At 73.1% G+C, this 14,622-nt stretch carries 14 protein-coding genes; 4 read left to right on the top strand and 10 right to left on the bottom strand.

The window, feature by feature from the left end; translation table 11 throughout:
• Positions 1 to 38: 38 nt before the first annotated feature.
• From EF879_RS03540 to ssd, 8 genes are all read right to left on the bottom strand, one after another.
• Positions 39 to 737, bottom strand: a complete 699-nt coding sequence (locus tag EF879_RS03540; protein WP_233604194.1) for a hypothetical protein — start codon at positions 735 to 737, stop codon at positions 39 to 41.
• Positions 738 to 1,055: 318 nt separating this feature from the next.
• Positions 1,056 to 1,478, bottom strand: a complete 423-nt coding sequence (locus EF879_RS03535; RefSeq protein WP_370375438.1) for an Rv3654c family TadE-like protein — start codon at positions 1,476 to 1,478, stop codon at positions 1,056 to 1,058.
• Between the two features lie 200 nt (positions 1,479 to 1,678).
• Positions 1,679 to 2,047, bottom strand: coding sequence for a TadE family type IV pilus minor pilin (locus tag EF879_RS03530; RefSeq protein ID WP_123554548.1), 369 nt, complete (start codon positions 2,045 to 2,047; stop codon positions 1,679 to 1,681).
• On the bottom strand, positions 2,044 to 2,214 hold the full coding sequence (locus EF879_RS03525) for a DUF4244 domain-containing protein (RefSeq protein ID WP_199736108.1): 171 nt from the start codon (positions 2,212 to 2,214) through the stop codon (positions 2,044 to 2,046). The genes EF879_RS03530 and EF879_RS03525 overlap by 4 nt, the downstream gene beginning before the upstream one ends.
• A 27-nt stretch (positions 2,215 to 2,241) precedes the next feature.
• Complete coding sequence (locus tag EF879_RS27910; protein WP_370375449.1) at positions 2,242 to 2,898, bottom strand: type II secretion system F family protein; 657 nt, start codon at positions 2,896 to 2,898, stop codon at positions 2,242 to 2,244.
• Between the two features lie 251 nt (positions 2,899 to 3,149).
• Positions 3,150 to 3,824, bottom strand: coding sequence for a hypothetical protein (locus EF879_RS03515; RefSeq protein ID WP_233604193.1), 675 nt, complete (start codon positions 3,822 to 3,824; stop codon positions 3,150 to 3,152).
• Positions 3,825 to 3,964: 140 nt separating this feature from the next.
• Positions 3,965 to 5,194, bottom strand: coding sequence for a TadA family conjugal transfer-associated ATPase (locus EF879_RS03510; protein ID WP_123554544.1), 1,230 nt, complete (start codon positions 5,192 to 5,194; stop codon positions 3,965 to 3,967).
• The gene (ssd, locus tag EF879_RS03505) at positions 5,191 to 6,306 is read right to left on the bottom strand and encodes a septum site-determining protein Ssd (RefSeq protein ID WP_123554542.1); all 1,116 of its coding nucleotides are present in this window, start codon (positions 6,304 to 6,306) and stop codon (positions 5,191 to 5,193) included. The genes EF879_RS03510 and ssd overlap by 4 nt, the downstream gene beginning before the upstream one ends.
• Positions 6,307 to 6,624: 318 nt before the next feature.
• On the opposite strand from ssd, the gene EF879_RS03500 reads away from it, so the two are divergent.
• Both EF879_RS03500 and EF879_RS03495 read left to right on the top strand, forming a co-directional pair.
• The gene (locus EF879_RS03500; protein WP_123554539.1) at positions 6,625 to 7,677 is read left to right on the top strand and encodes an alpha/beta hydrolase; all 1,053 of its coding nucleotides are present in this window, start codon (positions 6,625 to 6,627) and stop codon (positions 7,675 to 7,677) included.
• A gap of 103 nt (positions 7,678 to 7,780) precedes the next feature.
• Positions 7,781 to 8,218 (top strand): hypothetical protein, encoded by a 438-nt coding sequence (locus EF879_RS03495; RefSeq protein ID WP_123554538.1) that lies wholly within the window; start codon positions 7,781 to 7,783, stop codon positions 8,216 to 8,218.
• 353 nt (positions 8,219 to 8,571) lie between these two features.
• Here EF879_RS03495 and EF879_RS03485 read toward each other — a convergent pair whose 3' ends face one another.
• Positions 8,572 to 9,762 (bottom strand): DUF418 domain-containing protein, encoded by a 1,191-nt coding sequence (locus tag EF879_RS03485; protein ID WP_123554534.1) that lies wholly within the window; start codon positions 9,760 to 9,762, stop codon positions 8,572 to 8,574.
• Between the two features lie 847 nt (positions 9,763 to 10,609).
• Between EF879_RS03485 and EF879_RS03480 the strand changes: the two genes are divergently transcribed.
• Entirely contained in the window at positions 10,610 to 11,419 is an 810-nt protein-coding gene (locus tag EF879_RS03480) for an HAD family phosphatase (protein WP_199736107.1), read from the top strand.
• A gap of 93 nt (positions 11,420 to 11,512) precedes the next feature.
• Here the strand turns inward: EF879_RS03480 and EF879_RS03475 are convergent, their stop codons facing one another.
• The gene (locus EF879_RS03475; protein WP_123554530.1) at positions 11,513 to 12,271 is read right to left on the bottom strand and encodes an oxidoreductase; all 759 of its coding nucleotides are present in this window, start codon (positions 12,269 to 12,271) and stop codon (positions 11,513 to 11,515) included.
• A gap of 166 nt (positions 12,272 to 12,437) precedes the next feature.
• Here EF879_RS03475 and acs point away from each other — a divergent pair, with 166 nt between their 5' ends.
• Complete coding sequence (gene acs / locus EF879_RS03470) at positions 12,438 to 14,402, top strand: acetate--CoA ligase (protein WP_123554528.1); 1,965 nt, start codon at positions 12,438 to 12,440, stop codon at positions 14,400 to 14,402.
• Positions 14,403 to 14,622: the final 220 nt, after the last annotated feature.

The following is a 14,622-nucleotide window of genomic DNA, read 5'->3' as shown; positions in this document are numbered from 1 at the left end:
GCTCCGACCCGGCGGTGCCGGCGAGAGCGGTCGGGCTGTCAGCCGGAGACCGAGAAGCTGTTGGTGACGAAGTCGCGGCCACCGGCGGACGAGGTGATCTCGTAGCCGAACTGGACGTCGCCGACCGTCACGTCACCGAACCAGCCGCGGTTACGGATCCAGGTCACGATGGCCCGCACGTCGATCGTTCCCGAGTGGGTGTGAGAGGTCCGGAGGAACGAGTAGACCTGATTCGACCCGTTCGAGCCGCGGTAGATGTTCCAGGTGTGCCCGCCGACCGTCGCGGTCACCTGGAAGGTGCCGAGCGGTCCGACCGGGCCGTACCAGTTCATCCAGAGCATGATCTCGTGGGCGTGGTCGGCCGACCAGATGTCGTACGTGGTGGCGAAGGCGACGCCGCTGGTCGGGACGGTGACGGCGAAGCTGCTGGTGACCGGTCCGATGGCACTGACCCGGCGTCCGATGTATCGAGTCGCGTTCGGGTACGACTTGACGCCGCCGGTGTTGGGGTGGTCGGCCCAGACTCCCCAGTTGCTCGGTGAGTTGGCCCAGATGGTCTGCGGTCCGTACCCGGATCCCCAGACGTTGTTGTAGAGCGTGTAGCCACCGCTGGACCAGGTGCCCCAGCGGTCGCTGGAGCTCCAGACCGCGGCGTGGACCGGAGCGGGAGCGACGGTGAGGGTCATGACGACGGCGAGCACGAGGGCGCCGAGGGTGACCCGGGCGGTACGCGGCACGATGACCTCCTTGTCGACCCGGCGGGACGGCCGGGCTGTCGACCTGGGTGGATGGCGCGCGACATGACCTCAGGAGACAAGTTAGTTTGACAACAAAACTAAGTCAATAGACGATAGACGATCTGATTTGTCGTCATCGGTCCGATCCCGTGCGGCTGCCCGGGCCGCCGCCGACCGGATCACCGCCTTCGCCGGCACCGCCGCCGTCGGGCCCGGTCCCGGCGTGTCCGCCGGGACCGCGCCGTCAGCCCGGGCCGGCACGCCGCAACATCAAGGTCCGGTCCGGTAAGGCGAGTCGCATGACCGGAGACCGCCCCGTCAGCCCCGGACCGGGCCGGCACGGGCGGTCGCGGTGGCGATCCGGCGCAGGCCGGGTAGGGGTTCGACCGGCACCTCAACCGTGAGCTGAAGGTCGAGCCCGTCGAGCGCGCACCTCCCGACCCGGGCGCTGTTCGCCGCCGCGATCGCCGCGGCCCGCGCACAGGCTGCTCCCGCCCCGTCCAGGGCGTGCGCCGCCCCGGCGAGCGCGCCGAGGTCTGCCGCGACCCGCGCCTGGTGCCGGGCGACCCGGGCGGACCCGACCGCCGCCGCGCCGAGGCTGAACACCACCAGCGCGAGCCCCACCGCCAGCAACCACAGGCTCGCGCTCCCGCGCTCCGGCCGGCGGCTCCAGTCGAGGCCCCTGCCCTGGCGGCGCCCGCCTCGCCGCCGCCCCGGGCCGGACCGGCCGCCACCCGCCACCGGGCCGATCCGGCGCGATCGCACCGCCCGGGCGGCCGACCCCGCGGTCGGGCCGGACACCGACCCGGGGCGATCCGATTCGGGTCCTGGACGGTCCACGCCCGGACGATCCAACCCAGACGCCGCCCGCTTGAGGCCCCGCCCGACGCGATCGGACGCCGTCGGCTGCGCGCTCAGCCCCGACCTGGGGACGCCGGGCCTCACGGCGCCGGCTCCGGAGCGCCGGGCTCCACCGCCGCGACCGCCGTCGCGCTCACCGTCAGCCGGGGAAGCCCAGCGCCAAGCGCCCGAACCGGCGCGCGCACGGTGGCGACCACCCGGTCGCCCTGCACGGCGACCGAGACGACCGCGCCGCGCGGCGCGACGGCGGCTCCGGCCGACATCCCGGGGGCACCGCGGGAGGCGGCCAGCGCCGCCTCCCGCGCCGCGTCCACGCACTGGCCCTTGGTCGTCACCGCGCCGACGGCGGTGAGCCCGGCGAGCAGCAACAGCAGCAGCGCCGGCAGGCCGGCCGCCAATTCGGCGGTGAAGGAGCCCCGGTCGCGGTCGACCAGCCGGCGCCCGGTCACCGCAGCGCCCGCTCGATCACGGCGGCCAGCGCGGCCTGCACGTCACCGGAGGTCAGGACCTTCAGCAGGAGCCCGGCGAAGGCGACCGCCGCCAGTGTGCCCACGGCGTACTCCGCCGTGTTCATCCCGGCGTCGCCCCGCAGCCGGGCGGTCAGTTTGCGCAGCATGGATGCGATCCTTTCTGTTGATGCTGGTCAAAGCACGTCACCGAGCACGGCGACGATCACCGGCACCAGGCCGGCGAGAATGAAGGCCGGCAGGAAACACAGACCCAGCGGCAGCACGATCAGCACGCCGGCCCGACGCGCCGCCGCTTCCGCGGCGGTGGCCCGGTCGCCACGCAGGTCGTCCGCCAGTCGGGTCAGCGCTCCGGCGAGCGCGGCTCCGCTCGCCGCCGACCGGATGGCCGCCCGCGCCAATCGGTCGGCACCGGCGACCCCGGCGAGCTGGCTCCAGGCCTCATCCGGATCACCGCCGAGCCGCAGGATCCGGCCGACCTGAAGCAGTCGCGCTCCGAGCGGACCGCCGAGCGTCTCGGCGACGGCCGAGATCGCGTGGTCGACCGGTGCACCGGTCCGGAGCACCGCCGCCAGCAGGTCGGCGGCGAGCGGAAGGTCCTCGGCCTCACGAAGCCGCCGTCGCCGGGCCGCCGCCGGTTCCAGCCGCCGCAGCGCCCGGTCCAGGAGGACCGCGGTCGCCACCCCGGCCGGTACGGCGAGCCACCCGCCGAGCAGCGTTCCGGTGGTCAGTCCGGTGAGCGCGGCGACGAGCCGGATCCGGTCGATCCCGAGCCGTCGTCTCCCTGCCGGTGTCGGGGCGCCGGCCGCACCCCCGCTCGCCCGTGCTCCCACCGTGGCCGTCCGCCACGGCGCCCCCGGCCCGGCACCCCGACGTCGGGGAACGGTGCGCTGCCCGGGCCGGACCACCGTTCTCCGCCCCGCCGCGGCGCCGACCAGGGACAACTCGCCCGAGTCTGCCGGCGCTCCGCCCTGGTCGAGTACGGCCAGGCGACGCCGGGACGATCGCCGGGACGACCGGCCGGGGATCACCACCAGCAGAGCCACGCCGGCCAACGCCACGAGACCGGCGGCCTGGGCCGGGGTCATCCCGCCACCCGGGTGCTACCGAGCCGCTCCGCCCAGGCGAGGCCGGCGAGTTGTAGCACGATCGCGCCGACCGCACAGGCCGCACCGACCGGGGTGTGCAGCAGGACCCGGAGCGGATCGGCGCCGATGCCGTACCCCAGGGCGATGCCGCCCAGCGGCAGCAGGGCGAGCAGTCCTGCGGTCGCCCTGGCTCCGGCCGCCTGGGCGTCGGCCGCGGCCAGACCCCGATCCATCGCCCGTGCGTCCGCCTCGATCCGCTCCAACAGCTCGGCCAACGGCGCGCCGGTCTGCTCCGCGAGGCGGACGGCCGCCCGGGTCAGCTCGGCGAGCCGGACGGACGACGGGGCGGGGTCGACTCCGGCAGGTGCGGACAGGAGCGCCGACGGCGGCAGCCCAGCACGCAGGTCGGCGGCGAGCGCGGCCAAGCCGTCGAGCTGAACGCGACGCATCCGGCGGGCGAGGCGACCGGCACGACGGCGGCATCCGACGCGCGCGGCGAGCCCCGCGTAGGTGGCGAGGACGAGCGCGGCGACCGGCCCGGCGAGCACGGCCCCCGCCACAGCCCCGCACGCCGCCGCGATCAGGACGACCCGCCGGGCCGGTACCGCGTCGAGGAGTCGGTCCAGGCCCGATCCCCACCGGCATCCTCGCTCTGGCGGCCCATCCGCCATTCCGCCGCCATCCCTGGCGGAGCGTCGGCTGCCGCGCCGCCTGGCGTGAAGAGATCGGTGTCGGGATCGGACCCGGCCTCCCGAGCCGACGACGACCAGGGCGACCGCGGTCAGGAAGGCGATGACTGCCCAGCCCTCGGTCACGCGGCCCCCTGGGTGATCCCACGTCGCCCCGTCGCCGCCCCCGTGCCGGCGGCGGTGGCGAGCAGCGGCGGCACCGGCACGCCCCGCTCGGCGATCAGTGCGGCCAGTGCCGGCGCGGCTGGTCCCGAACCCCGCTCCCGGGTCCAGGCCGGTACCGCCGTGACGAGTCGCTCGGGGCCCGACGGCAGAAGCAGGCAGACCGATTCCAGCACCCGGTCACCGCCGGCCCGCCGGACCTGGAGCAGCACCTGCAACGCGGCGGCGACCTGGGCGTGCAGCGCCGGCCGGGGCAGCCCACCAAGCAGGCCGAGCGCCTCCAGCCGGGCCGGTACGTCACCCGGTGTGTTGGCGTGCAGGGTGCCCGCGCCGCCCTCGTGCCCGGTGTTCAGCGCGCAGAGCAGGTCGACGATCTCGGCTCCCCGGCACTCGCCGACGACCAGCCGGTCGGGACGCATCCGCAGCGCCTGGCGGACCAGGTCACTCAGCCCGACCGCCCCGGCGCCCTCCACGTTGGACGTGCGGGCCTGGAGGCCGACGACGTGCGGATGCACCGGTCGCAGCTCGGCGGCGTCCTCGACCAGTACGATCCGCTCGGTTGGCGGCACGAGGCCGAGCAGGGTGTTCAGCAGGGTCGTCTTGCCGGAGCCGGTGCCGCCGATCACCAGGTAGGCGAGCCGGGCAGCGACGACCGCCGCGAGCAGCGCGGCGACGGGGCGGGTCATGGTGCCGTGCCGGACCAGCTCGTCGAGGGTGAACGGGCGCTGCCGGAAGGTACGCAGGGACAGGTACGGCCCGTCGGTGGCGACCGGGGGTAGGACGGCGTGTAGCCGGGTCCCGTCCGGCAGCCGGGCGTCGACGTACGGGCTGGCCTCGTCCAGCCGGCGCCCGCAGGCGGCGGCGAGTCGCCGCGCGAGCCGACGTACCTCGTCCGGCCCGCCGAGCGGCACCTGGACCGGGCAGAGGCCACAGCCCCGGTCGACCCAGACCGTGGAGCCGTTGACCAGCACGTCGGTGACCGCCGGGTCGGCGAGCAGCGGAGCCAGCGGCCCGGCCCCGATCAGGTCCTGGTGCACCCGGGTCGCCATCCGTAACACGGTGGTGTCGCCCAGCACCGCGGCACCGGGCTCGGCGCGGACCGCCGCGACGACGGCGGCGGGGGTGACGCTCGTGCCGTCCGCGGCGAACCGCCGGCGGACCCGGGCCGCGAGATCCGCCCGGCCGTTCATCGGGCACCCGCCCCGGCCTCGACCGTGCCGGTGAGGTCGGCGATGATCCGCTGGCAGAGCGACGCCAGCGGCCCCCGCCCGTCGGCCGTCGGCGCCTCGCCCCGCTCCAGGCTCCGGCACAGCCCGGGCTCGGGGCGGAGGGTGCCGACCAGCGGCAGGTCGAGCGCCCGCGCCACCTCCCGGGGCTTGAGCCGACCGGGCGCCGGGCCACGGACGATGAGCGAGAGGTTGGCGCAGTGCAGCCCCGCGACCGCGACCACGCGGGCCGCGGCGGCGGTGGCCCGCAGCTCTGCCGGAACCAGGACGAAGGCCTGGTCGGCGGCCTGGAGCGCGATCACGGCCGGGTCGTCGAGGTGACGCGGCAGGTCGACGACGACGATGTCGCGGCCCCGCCGTCCGGCGTCCAGGGTGGCGGCCATCGCCTCGACCGGCAGGGCGAGCGGGTCGCCCCGGTCCCAGGAGAGCATGACCAGGTCACCTCGGCTGGGGAGTGCGCGCACCAGCGCGGGCGGGTCGACCCGGCCGTCCGCCTCGGTCAGCGCCGGCCACCGCAGCCCCTCCAACTGCTCCCAGCCGAGGACCAGGTCCAGCCCGCCGCCGAGCGGGTCGGCGTCGACCAGCAGCGTCCGCAGTCCCAGCCGGGCTGCGGTGACCGCGAGACCGCCCGCCAGCACGCTCGCCCCGGCGCCGCCCCGCCCGCCGATCACCGCGATCACCCGGGCCGGACCGCCGATGCCGGCCGCACTGGCCAGCGGACTCTCGCCGAGCCGGTCCACGAGCCACGGCTCCGCCGCCGGCAGCAACGCGACGTGCTCGGCACCGATCAACTCGGCGACGTCCCACCCGCTCTCCGTCTGCCCGGACCGGCCGACCAGGACGACCCGCGGTCGTCGGGGCAGCCGGGCCCGCAGGCAGGCCTGGGCCTGGTCGGCGCCGACCACGACCAGCGGCGCGGCCGCCCAGCGGGAACGGGCCGCCGCCGGATCCGCCGCCACCTCCACCTCGGTCCCGCCGGCCGCGGCGAGTCGGAGCAGGTCGTCGAGCAGCTCGTTGTCCGAGGTCACGACCAGGGGTAGACGCGGTCCGGGACGGACCGGGGTACGGGACGGCATCGGATCCTCCTGCGGTGACGTGCGGTTACCCGGACACCATGGCCGCCCGCCCGGCCTCCGCGAATGCCCCGAAGGCGCCGTTGTGGACAACCCGCCCTGCTGTGGAAAACCACCCAGACCCACCGTTGATCTGATATGGGAATCGGGCATAGCCGGAGGAATCAGTAGGTCGGCGGGCTTTGGAGACGTACCGCGCCCACGGTCGGCCCGGGCGGATGGGGCAACCGCCCGCCCCGGCCCATATCCGTGCCCGGGTCGGGTACCCGAGCAGCGCACCGAGTCGCTACCGCGGCCGACGCGTGGGGAGGAGGAGCCGACATGGCCCAGTCCGTGAGCACGGTGGTGCTGGAACCGGCGGCACAGGAGGTTGTCCGGATGACCGCCAACCCGCCGTTCCTGTACCAGCTCGGCCCCGAGCAGGGCCGGGCAAAACTGGCGGAGTTGCAGTCGACCGACGTTCCCCGCCCCAAGGTCGACATCGAGGACATCACCGTGCCCGGCGGGCCGTCGGGGCACGTTCCGGTCCGGATCGTCCGGCCGGAGGGCACCGCCGGAATCGCGGGCGACGGGATCGGTGGAAAGCTCCGCGACCGGATTCGGGCGGCCGCCCAGGAGATCATGACACCCAGGGGGACCGGCGGGATGCTCCCGGTGGTGCTCTACATCCACGGGGCAGGATGGGTCTTCGGTGACTCCCACACCCACGACCGGCTCATCCGGGAACTGGCCGTCCAGTCAGGCTCGGCCGTCGTCTTTCCCGAGTACAGTCGGTCACCCGAGGCCCGCTACCCGGTCGCCGTCGAGGAGTGCTACGCGGTGGCGCAGTGGATCGTCTCGCAGGGCGCCGACTACAGCCTCGACCCGACCCGGATCGCGGTCGCCGGCGACTCGGTCGGCGGCAACATGGCGACGGCGCTGACCATGCTGAGCATGCAACGCAACGGTCCCCGGTTCACCGCCCAGGTGCTCCTCTACCCGGTCACCGACGCCAGCTTCGACACCGCGTCCTACCGGGAGTTCGGCAGCGGCTACTACCTGAGCCGAGAGGCCATGATGTGGTACTGGGACCAGTACCTACCGAACCAGGCCGAACGGGCGAACCCGCTCGCCACCCCGTTGAACGCCAGCCCCGATCAGCTCCGGGGGATGCCACGCACGCTCATCACCACGAACGAGGCGGACGTGCTGCGAGACGAGGGCGAGGCGTACGCGTCGAAGCTGCGCCAGGCGGGCGTACCGGTCACCAACGTGCGTTACCAGGGAGCGATCCACGACGTGGCCATGCTCGACGCGCTGGCCGGTACGCAGGCCGCGCAGGCGATGACCGCCCAGGCCGCCGCGACCCTCGGCCAGGCCCTGCACCATCGCTGAGCTCCTTGTCCTGGTACGACCTGCGGACGGTCCGACAGCCCATCCCCACGATGGGCGGAAGCGGCATAGGGTGGGCCCGGTTGATCGACTTCCGGGAGCTCCCATGCTGGACCTGTCCATAGTCATATCCCTCGGCGCGCTGGTGCCGGAGCTCGCCGTCCTCGTCGGCGGCCCGATCCTGCTGGTCGTCTGGCGGCGACAGCTGCCCGGACGCGCCGTCGCCTTCGCCGTCGCCGGCTGTGTCCTCATGCTGCTGTCGACCGTCTTCACCGTGGTGTGGGGATTGCTGTTTCCCACGATCGTCACCCAGTACGACGTCTCCTACCGGACGATCGGAGTCGCGGCGTCGGCGCTCGCCGGCGTGACGAAGATCTGCGGCGCCATCGCGGTCGGCCTGCTGATCGCCGCGATCGCCTCGTGCCGCCGGAACCGTCCCGCCCCGTCCGACCTGCCCGCCGACGGGGCGTACGGTCAGCCCTCCGGCACGGCGTCGTTCCCGGTGCCGTCCGGCTCGACCGGGGCCTCCGGCGAGGCGCGATAGGGCTCGGCGGCCGGGTCCTCGTCATCCGGCGGCTCGCCCACGCGGTACGGCTCCCCGTCGTCCGGCGGCTCGTCACACCGCCACCCCTCGCTCTCGCGGAGGACGTCGGCGCAGCCCGCACAGAGGTCGAGTTCGCCGTCGTCCGTGGTGACCGTACAGACGGTGTCGGCGTCTCCGCACACCTCGCACCCACCCACCGGCACCACCCCCTGTCCGCCCGGCCCCGGGTCCCGCCGGCGTCGCCCGGTGCGAGCCGGCCAGCCGCCGACCCGGCCACTCCCGACGAGGCAGGAGGCCCGACACCCGACGGCGTCCGTCCACTCAGGATGCCCGATCCGGGCACGCCCGACCCGTCACCGCAGCCGTGGCCACCGCTGCTCGGTCCAGGCCCGCAACAGCCACTCCATCGGCCCGTAGCGGAACCGGCTCATCCATGCCATGCTGACGACGACCTGCACGCCGTAGATCGTGAGCGCGATGAGCAGGACGACCAGGGGTGGGACGGTACCGGCGAGACCCATCCCGACGCCGGTGAAGACCAGTACGCAGAGGAGCGACTGGCCCAGGTAGTTCGACAGCGACATCCGCCCGGCCGGCGCGAGTACGGCCGCGACCCGCCGTCCCCGGTCGGTCTGGAAGAACCGGATCACGGTGGCGGCGTACGCGGCGGCGAGCAGCGGCGCGGTGAGTACCCCGGCGGCCAGACCGGTCAGGTTGGCGGTGCCGCCGCCCACGGTGAAGACCACGGCGCCGGCCAGACCGACCGGGTAGCCCACCTTCTGTACCCGGCGCAGCAGGTCCCGGTTGCCGTCCGGGTCGGCGAGCAGCCGGCGCCGCCCCGCCGCGTAGCCGAACAGGAAGGCCGACAGGGCGAGCGGCCCCTGCACGAGGAGCGCGCCGTACATCGCCGGCAGTTGGCGCACGTGTTCGACGATCAGCGAGCCGAGCCCGCCCTGGAGGGCTTCGGTGGAGCGCTGCCCCGCCGCCAGCGCCTCCGCCGGATCGGACGCGAGTTGGGCGCCACCCGCGGCGGCGAGCGCGAGTACGAACCCGATGCCGCCGGTGAGCAGCACCGCGACGCGCAGCGCCGTGCTCACCCGGGCATTCCGCATGGCGAGCAGGACCAGACCGAGCAGCGCGTACGTCGTCAGGATGTCGCCCTGGAAGAGCAGCACCGCGTGCAGAACGCCGAGTACGAAGAGCCCGGCCAGCCGCCGCCGGAACCGGCGGACGATATCGACGCCGCGTCGGGCGGCGGAGTCGAGCTGAAGGGTGAAGCTGTAGCCGAACAGGAAGGAGAAAATCAGGTACGCCTTCATGGCGAAGAACAGCTCGACCAGCGACACGACCGTGTGGTCGAGCCACGAGTCGTGCGCGGGGTCCGCCACCAGGTGGAAGGGGTAGCCGCTGGCGAAGTAGGCGATGTTGACAATCAGGATGAGGAGCAGCGCCACGGCGCGCAGCCCATCCACGTTTACGAGCCGGGCTTCCGTCTGGCGCGACGGTTTGGTCAGGTCGGCCGACGGTTCCAGGGTCGACGGCATGGAGCAGCCTCCGAAATCGGACAGAAAATCATGGATGGCTATGAGCGAGCCTATGGAGCGGTCCGAGCGGCCGACAGCCGGTGAACGGGAGGTTCGTCGGTAGGGCAGGCCCTACGCTCCCCGAGGAGCAGGCGCCGATGGGCGCGAATATTCGGGCCCGTCATCCATTGGGTCCGGCCCACGATCAGACTCCGAGCCCGGTGGCCCGAGGGGACGGTATGGAGCAGGAGACGGTACGCCGAAACGGGTCCCGTCACGGACGCATCGTGCCGGTCGCGCTGGTCTCGCTGTGCTCGCGTCGTGTGCCGCCCCGCTGGTGACCTGGCGCGCCCACACCATGTGCGATGTCGGCGTGAACGCGACAGCGAACATGTTCGGGCTCATCCTCGTGGTGCCGGTGATGCTTCTCGCCCACGCACGCTGAACCCGCCCCCCTGCCCTACCACCTGGCCGCATGACCGGTCTCCGGACGAGCCCTCGTCAGACACGCCATGACCTGCGTGAATGCGCTTTTCCGAGAAAGGCGACGACCCCCGTCGGGGGGAGACGGGGGTCGTCTGGGGGTTCGGCTCCGGGGGGGTCGAGCCGAACCCGCTCGACGGCCGCGGGGGGTGCGGACCGCCGAGGTCTACGAGCACTGAGGATATGAAAGTGTGTCGTAAATACAAGCATGCCTGAGTCGACTTGTATACGTCGAGTGGTGTCTACTTCCACTCCGCGCGAAAGTCGACTCGGGCGGTGTGAGCGTGATCACCTACGGTACTGATCGACCGATCAGGTAGTAACCGGTCGAGAGCGGCCAAAGGTGACCCCGCGCACCCGGTGACGATAGACCATCAGACTAGACTTGCGCGCCGTGGGCCGAAGCGCCGCTTTCTTTGATCTGGACAAGACCGTCATCGCCAAGTCGAGCGCCTTGGCGTTCGGCCGGCCTTTCTACCGAGATGGGCTGATCAGCCGCCGCGACGTGGTGAAGTCGGCGTACGCGCAGCTCATGTTCCGGCTGGGCGGCACCGACGAGCAGGCGATGGCACGTACCCGGGACTATCTCGCGGCGCTGTGCAAGGGCTGGCAGGTCGACCAGGTCCGGCAGATCGTGGCCGAGACGCTGCACGAGCTGATCAACCCGTACGTGTACGCCGAGGCCGCCGCCCTGATCGAGGAGCACCAGGCGGCCGGCCGGGACGTCGTCCTCGTCTCCGCCTCCGGTGAGGAGATCGTCCGACCGATCGGCGAGCTGCTCGGGGTCGCCGACGTGATCGCCACCCGGATGGCGGTCGTCGACGGGCGGTACAGCGGCGAGGTCGAGTTCTACGCGGCCGGCCCGGCCAAGGTCGAGGCGGTCCGCAAGCTGGCTGCCGAGCGCGGTTACGACCTGGCCGAGTCGTACGCCTACTCCGACTCGATCACCGACCGGCCCCTGCTGGAGTGCGTCGGCCACCCGACGGCGGTCAACCCGGACCGGGGGCTGCGCAAGCTGGCCACCGAGCAGGGCTGGCCGATCCTGGAGTTCCGCCACCCCGTGCCACTCGGCCGCCGGCTACGGGAGCGTCCGGCCGTCCCGGTCGCCGCCGCGGCGATCGGCGTCGGGGTCGGGGTCGCGATCGGCATCGCCTGGTACGGCCGGCACCGCCGCGCCCGCGCCGGCACCACCTGAGCGGGGCACGTCGACAGACCGGGACACGCCCGACCCGAGGCGGACCTGTGCCGACCGGACGGGCCGATGCGACACCCGCTCCGCGGGGGGATCTCAGCCGAGCACGTCGTCGGCGATCTCGACCATCCGCTCGGCGCCGATCTCGACCGCCGTCATGTAGTGGCGCAGCCAGGACCGGACGCCGTCCGGGGTGCCGGTGGCGAAGGCGTTCGCCGCGCCGACGTACTCGGGTTCACGTTCCCGGTGCCCGAGGTCGACGGCGACCAGGCCCCGCGGGTCGAAGCCGCCGGCGAGCAGGGTGAGCCGGCCGGCGGCCCGGGCCACCACCCCGGCCGGCCCGGCGAACGGCCGCAGCGCCAACAGTTCCCCGTGCACCACGGCGGCGAGGAGGACCTGCGGCACCCGGGTCCCGCCGGTGACCAGCCCGGCGAGGATGTCCAGTCGGGCGGCGACCAACGGTGTCGATCCCTCGGCCGCGCCGGCGACCGGTCGACCCAGCGCCTCCGGTGGCACGGTCCCGGCGGCCGCCAGGGTGTGCAGCCGGGCCAGCACCTGGCGGGGTGCCCGCGGCCACCGGTCGGCAAGGGCGGGCAGCGCCTCGGCGACCCGCAGCGCCCCCTGGAGCACCGGGTCGGTGACGACGCCGGCCCGGACCGCCTCGCGCTCGTGGACGTGCCCCTCCAGGGCGGCGCTGGCGATGGCGGACCGCAGGCTGACCTCGGCCGCGACCCGGCCACCCTGCCGGCGCAGCGCGCGGTGCCGCAGTGCCGCGTCGACCCGCTCGCGGGCCCGCTCCACGGCGGGCGCGACATCGGCGAGGCTGAGCAGCGGTACGAGCGGATCGGCGGCCACGCTGCCACGGTAGTGCCCCGGCCACCGGCGGAACCGGCGGGCGCCGGGACGGGGCCGTTCGGCGCGGATCGGCGCCGAAGCCCGCCTCGACCCTCGCACCAGGCAGGACGCCACGACTAACCTCCTACCGAACGCCCGTTACGTGACGCCTGAGGAGCCACCCACCATGAGCGAGACTCTGGCCAACCTGTTGCAGGAGACCCGGCAGTTTCCGCCGCCGGCCGAGCTTGCCGCCGCTGCCAACCTGACCGCGGAGGCCTACGACGAGGCCGCGGCCGACCGGCTGGCGTTCTGGGAGCGGCAGGCACGCCGCCTGCACTGGTCGAAGGAGTGGGACCAGGTCCTCGACTGGTCCAACCCACCGTTCGCCAAGTGGTTCGTCGGCGGACAGCTCAACGTCGCCTACAACTGCCTCGACCGGCACGTCGAGGCCGGGTACGGCGACCGGGTCGCGATTCACTGGGAGGGCGAGCCGGGCGACACCCGCACCATCACGTACGCGGAGCTGCTGGCCCTGACCTGCCAGGCGGCGAACGCGCTGACCGCGCTCGGCGTGACCGCTGGTGACCGGGTGGCGATCTACCTGCCGATGATCCCGGAGGCGGTGGTGGCGATGCTCGCCTGCGCCCGGATCGGCGCCACCCACAGCGTGGTCTTCGGTGGCTTCTCGACGGACGCGTTGACCAACCGGATCCAGGACGCCAACGCCAAGCTTGTGATCACCGCGGACGGCGGCTACCGCCGGGGCAAGGCGACCGCGCTCAAGGCGACGGTCGACGAGGCGGTGAGCCGGTGCCCGAGCGTGGAGCGCGTCCTGGTGGTACGCCGCACCGGGCAGGAGGTCTCCTGGTCGGAGCGGGACGTCTGGTGGCACGACACGGTGGAGACCGCGTCCACCGAGCACACCGCCGAGGCGTTCGACGCCGAGCACCCGCTCTACATCCTCTACACCAGCGGCACCACGGCCAAGCCGAAGGGCATCCTGCACACCTCCGGGGGCTACCTCACCCAGGTCGCCTTCACCCACCACGCGGTCTTCGACCTCAAGCCGGAGACCGACGTCTACTGGTGCACCGCCGACATCGGCTGGGTCACCGGGCACTCGTACATCGTGTACGGCCCGCTGGCCAACGGTGCCACCCAGCTCATGTACGAGGGCACCCCGGACACCCCCCACCGCGGCCGCTTCTGGGAGCTGGTGCAGAAGTACAAGGTCACCATCCTCTACACCGCCCCGACGCTGATCCGCACCATGATGAAGTGGGGCGAGGACATCCCGAAGGGGTACGACCTCTCGTCGCTGCGCCTGCTCGGCAGCGTCGGCGAGCCGATCAACCCGGAGGCCTGGATCTGGTACCGGGAGAACATCGGTCGGGGCAGGTGCCCAATCGTCGACACCTGGTGGCAGACCGAGACCGGCGCCATCATGATCTCCCCACTGCCCGGGGTGACCGCCACGAAGCCGGGCAGCGCGATGCGGCCGCTGCCGGGGGTCAGTGCCGAGGTGGTCGACGACCAGGCAAACCCGGTGCCGAACGGCGGCGGCGGTTTCCTGGTGCTGACCGAGCCCTGGCCGTCGATGCTGCGGACGATCTGGGGCGACGACCAGCGCTTCATCGACACGTACTGGTCCCGCTTCGACGGTCTCTACTTCGCCGGCGACGGCGCCAAGAAGGACGACGACGGTGACGTGTGGCTGCTGGGCCGGGTCGACGACGTGATGCTGGTGTCGGGGCACAACATCTCGACCACCGAGGTGGAGTCGGCGCTGGTCTCGCACCCGTCGGTGGCCGAGGCAGCGGTGGTCGGGGCGACCGACCCGACCACCGGGCAGGCGATCGTCGCCTTCACGATCCCGCGCGGCCACGTCGACACCTCCGGCGACGCCGGTACCGCGCTGATCGCCGAGCTGCGCGAGCACGTCTCCAAGACCCTGGGTCCGATCGCCAAGCCGCGGCAGATCATGCTGGTGCCGGAACTGCCGAAGACCCGATCCGGCAAGATCATGCGCCGGCTGCTGCGCGACGTCGCCGAGAACCGCTCGCTGGGTGACGTCACCACACTGCAGGACTCCTCGGTGATGGAGCTGATCTCGGCCGGCATGCGGGCCGGCAAGTCCGACGAGGACTGACCTCACCACTCCCGGATCGAGTCGTCTCGAGACCACCGCGGCGGGCGGTCCGACCTCGGCCCGCCCGCCGTCATGTCTTTCGGCCACGCCCTGCCCGCCCGGACCGATCTCCTTGACCGGCTCCGGACATGGTTCAGGACGCCAATTGACGTACGGCCCGACGCTCGGGTTCCACTGTTTCCCAATCGTGATATTTATCAGCGAAAACGTGGGCGCCTGT

Source organism: Micromonospora sp. HM5-17 (assembly GCF_003762835.1).
Taxonomy (GTDB): Bacteria; Actinomycetota; Actinomycetes; order Mycobacteriales; family Micromonosporaceae; genus Plantactinospora.
Note: the sequence above shows the minus strand (reverse complement) of the source record. Positions and strands in the feature narration are given on the sequence as shown.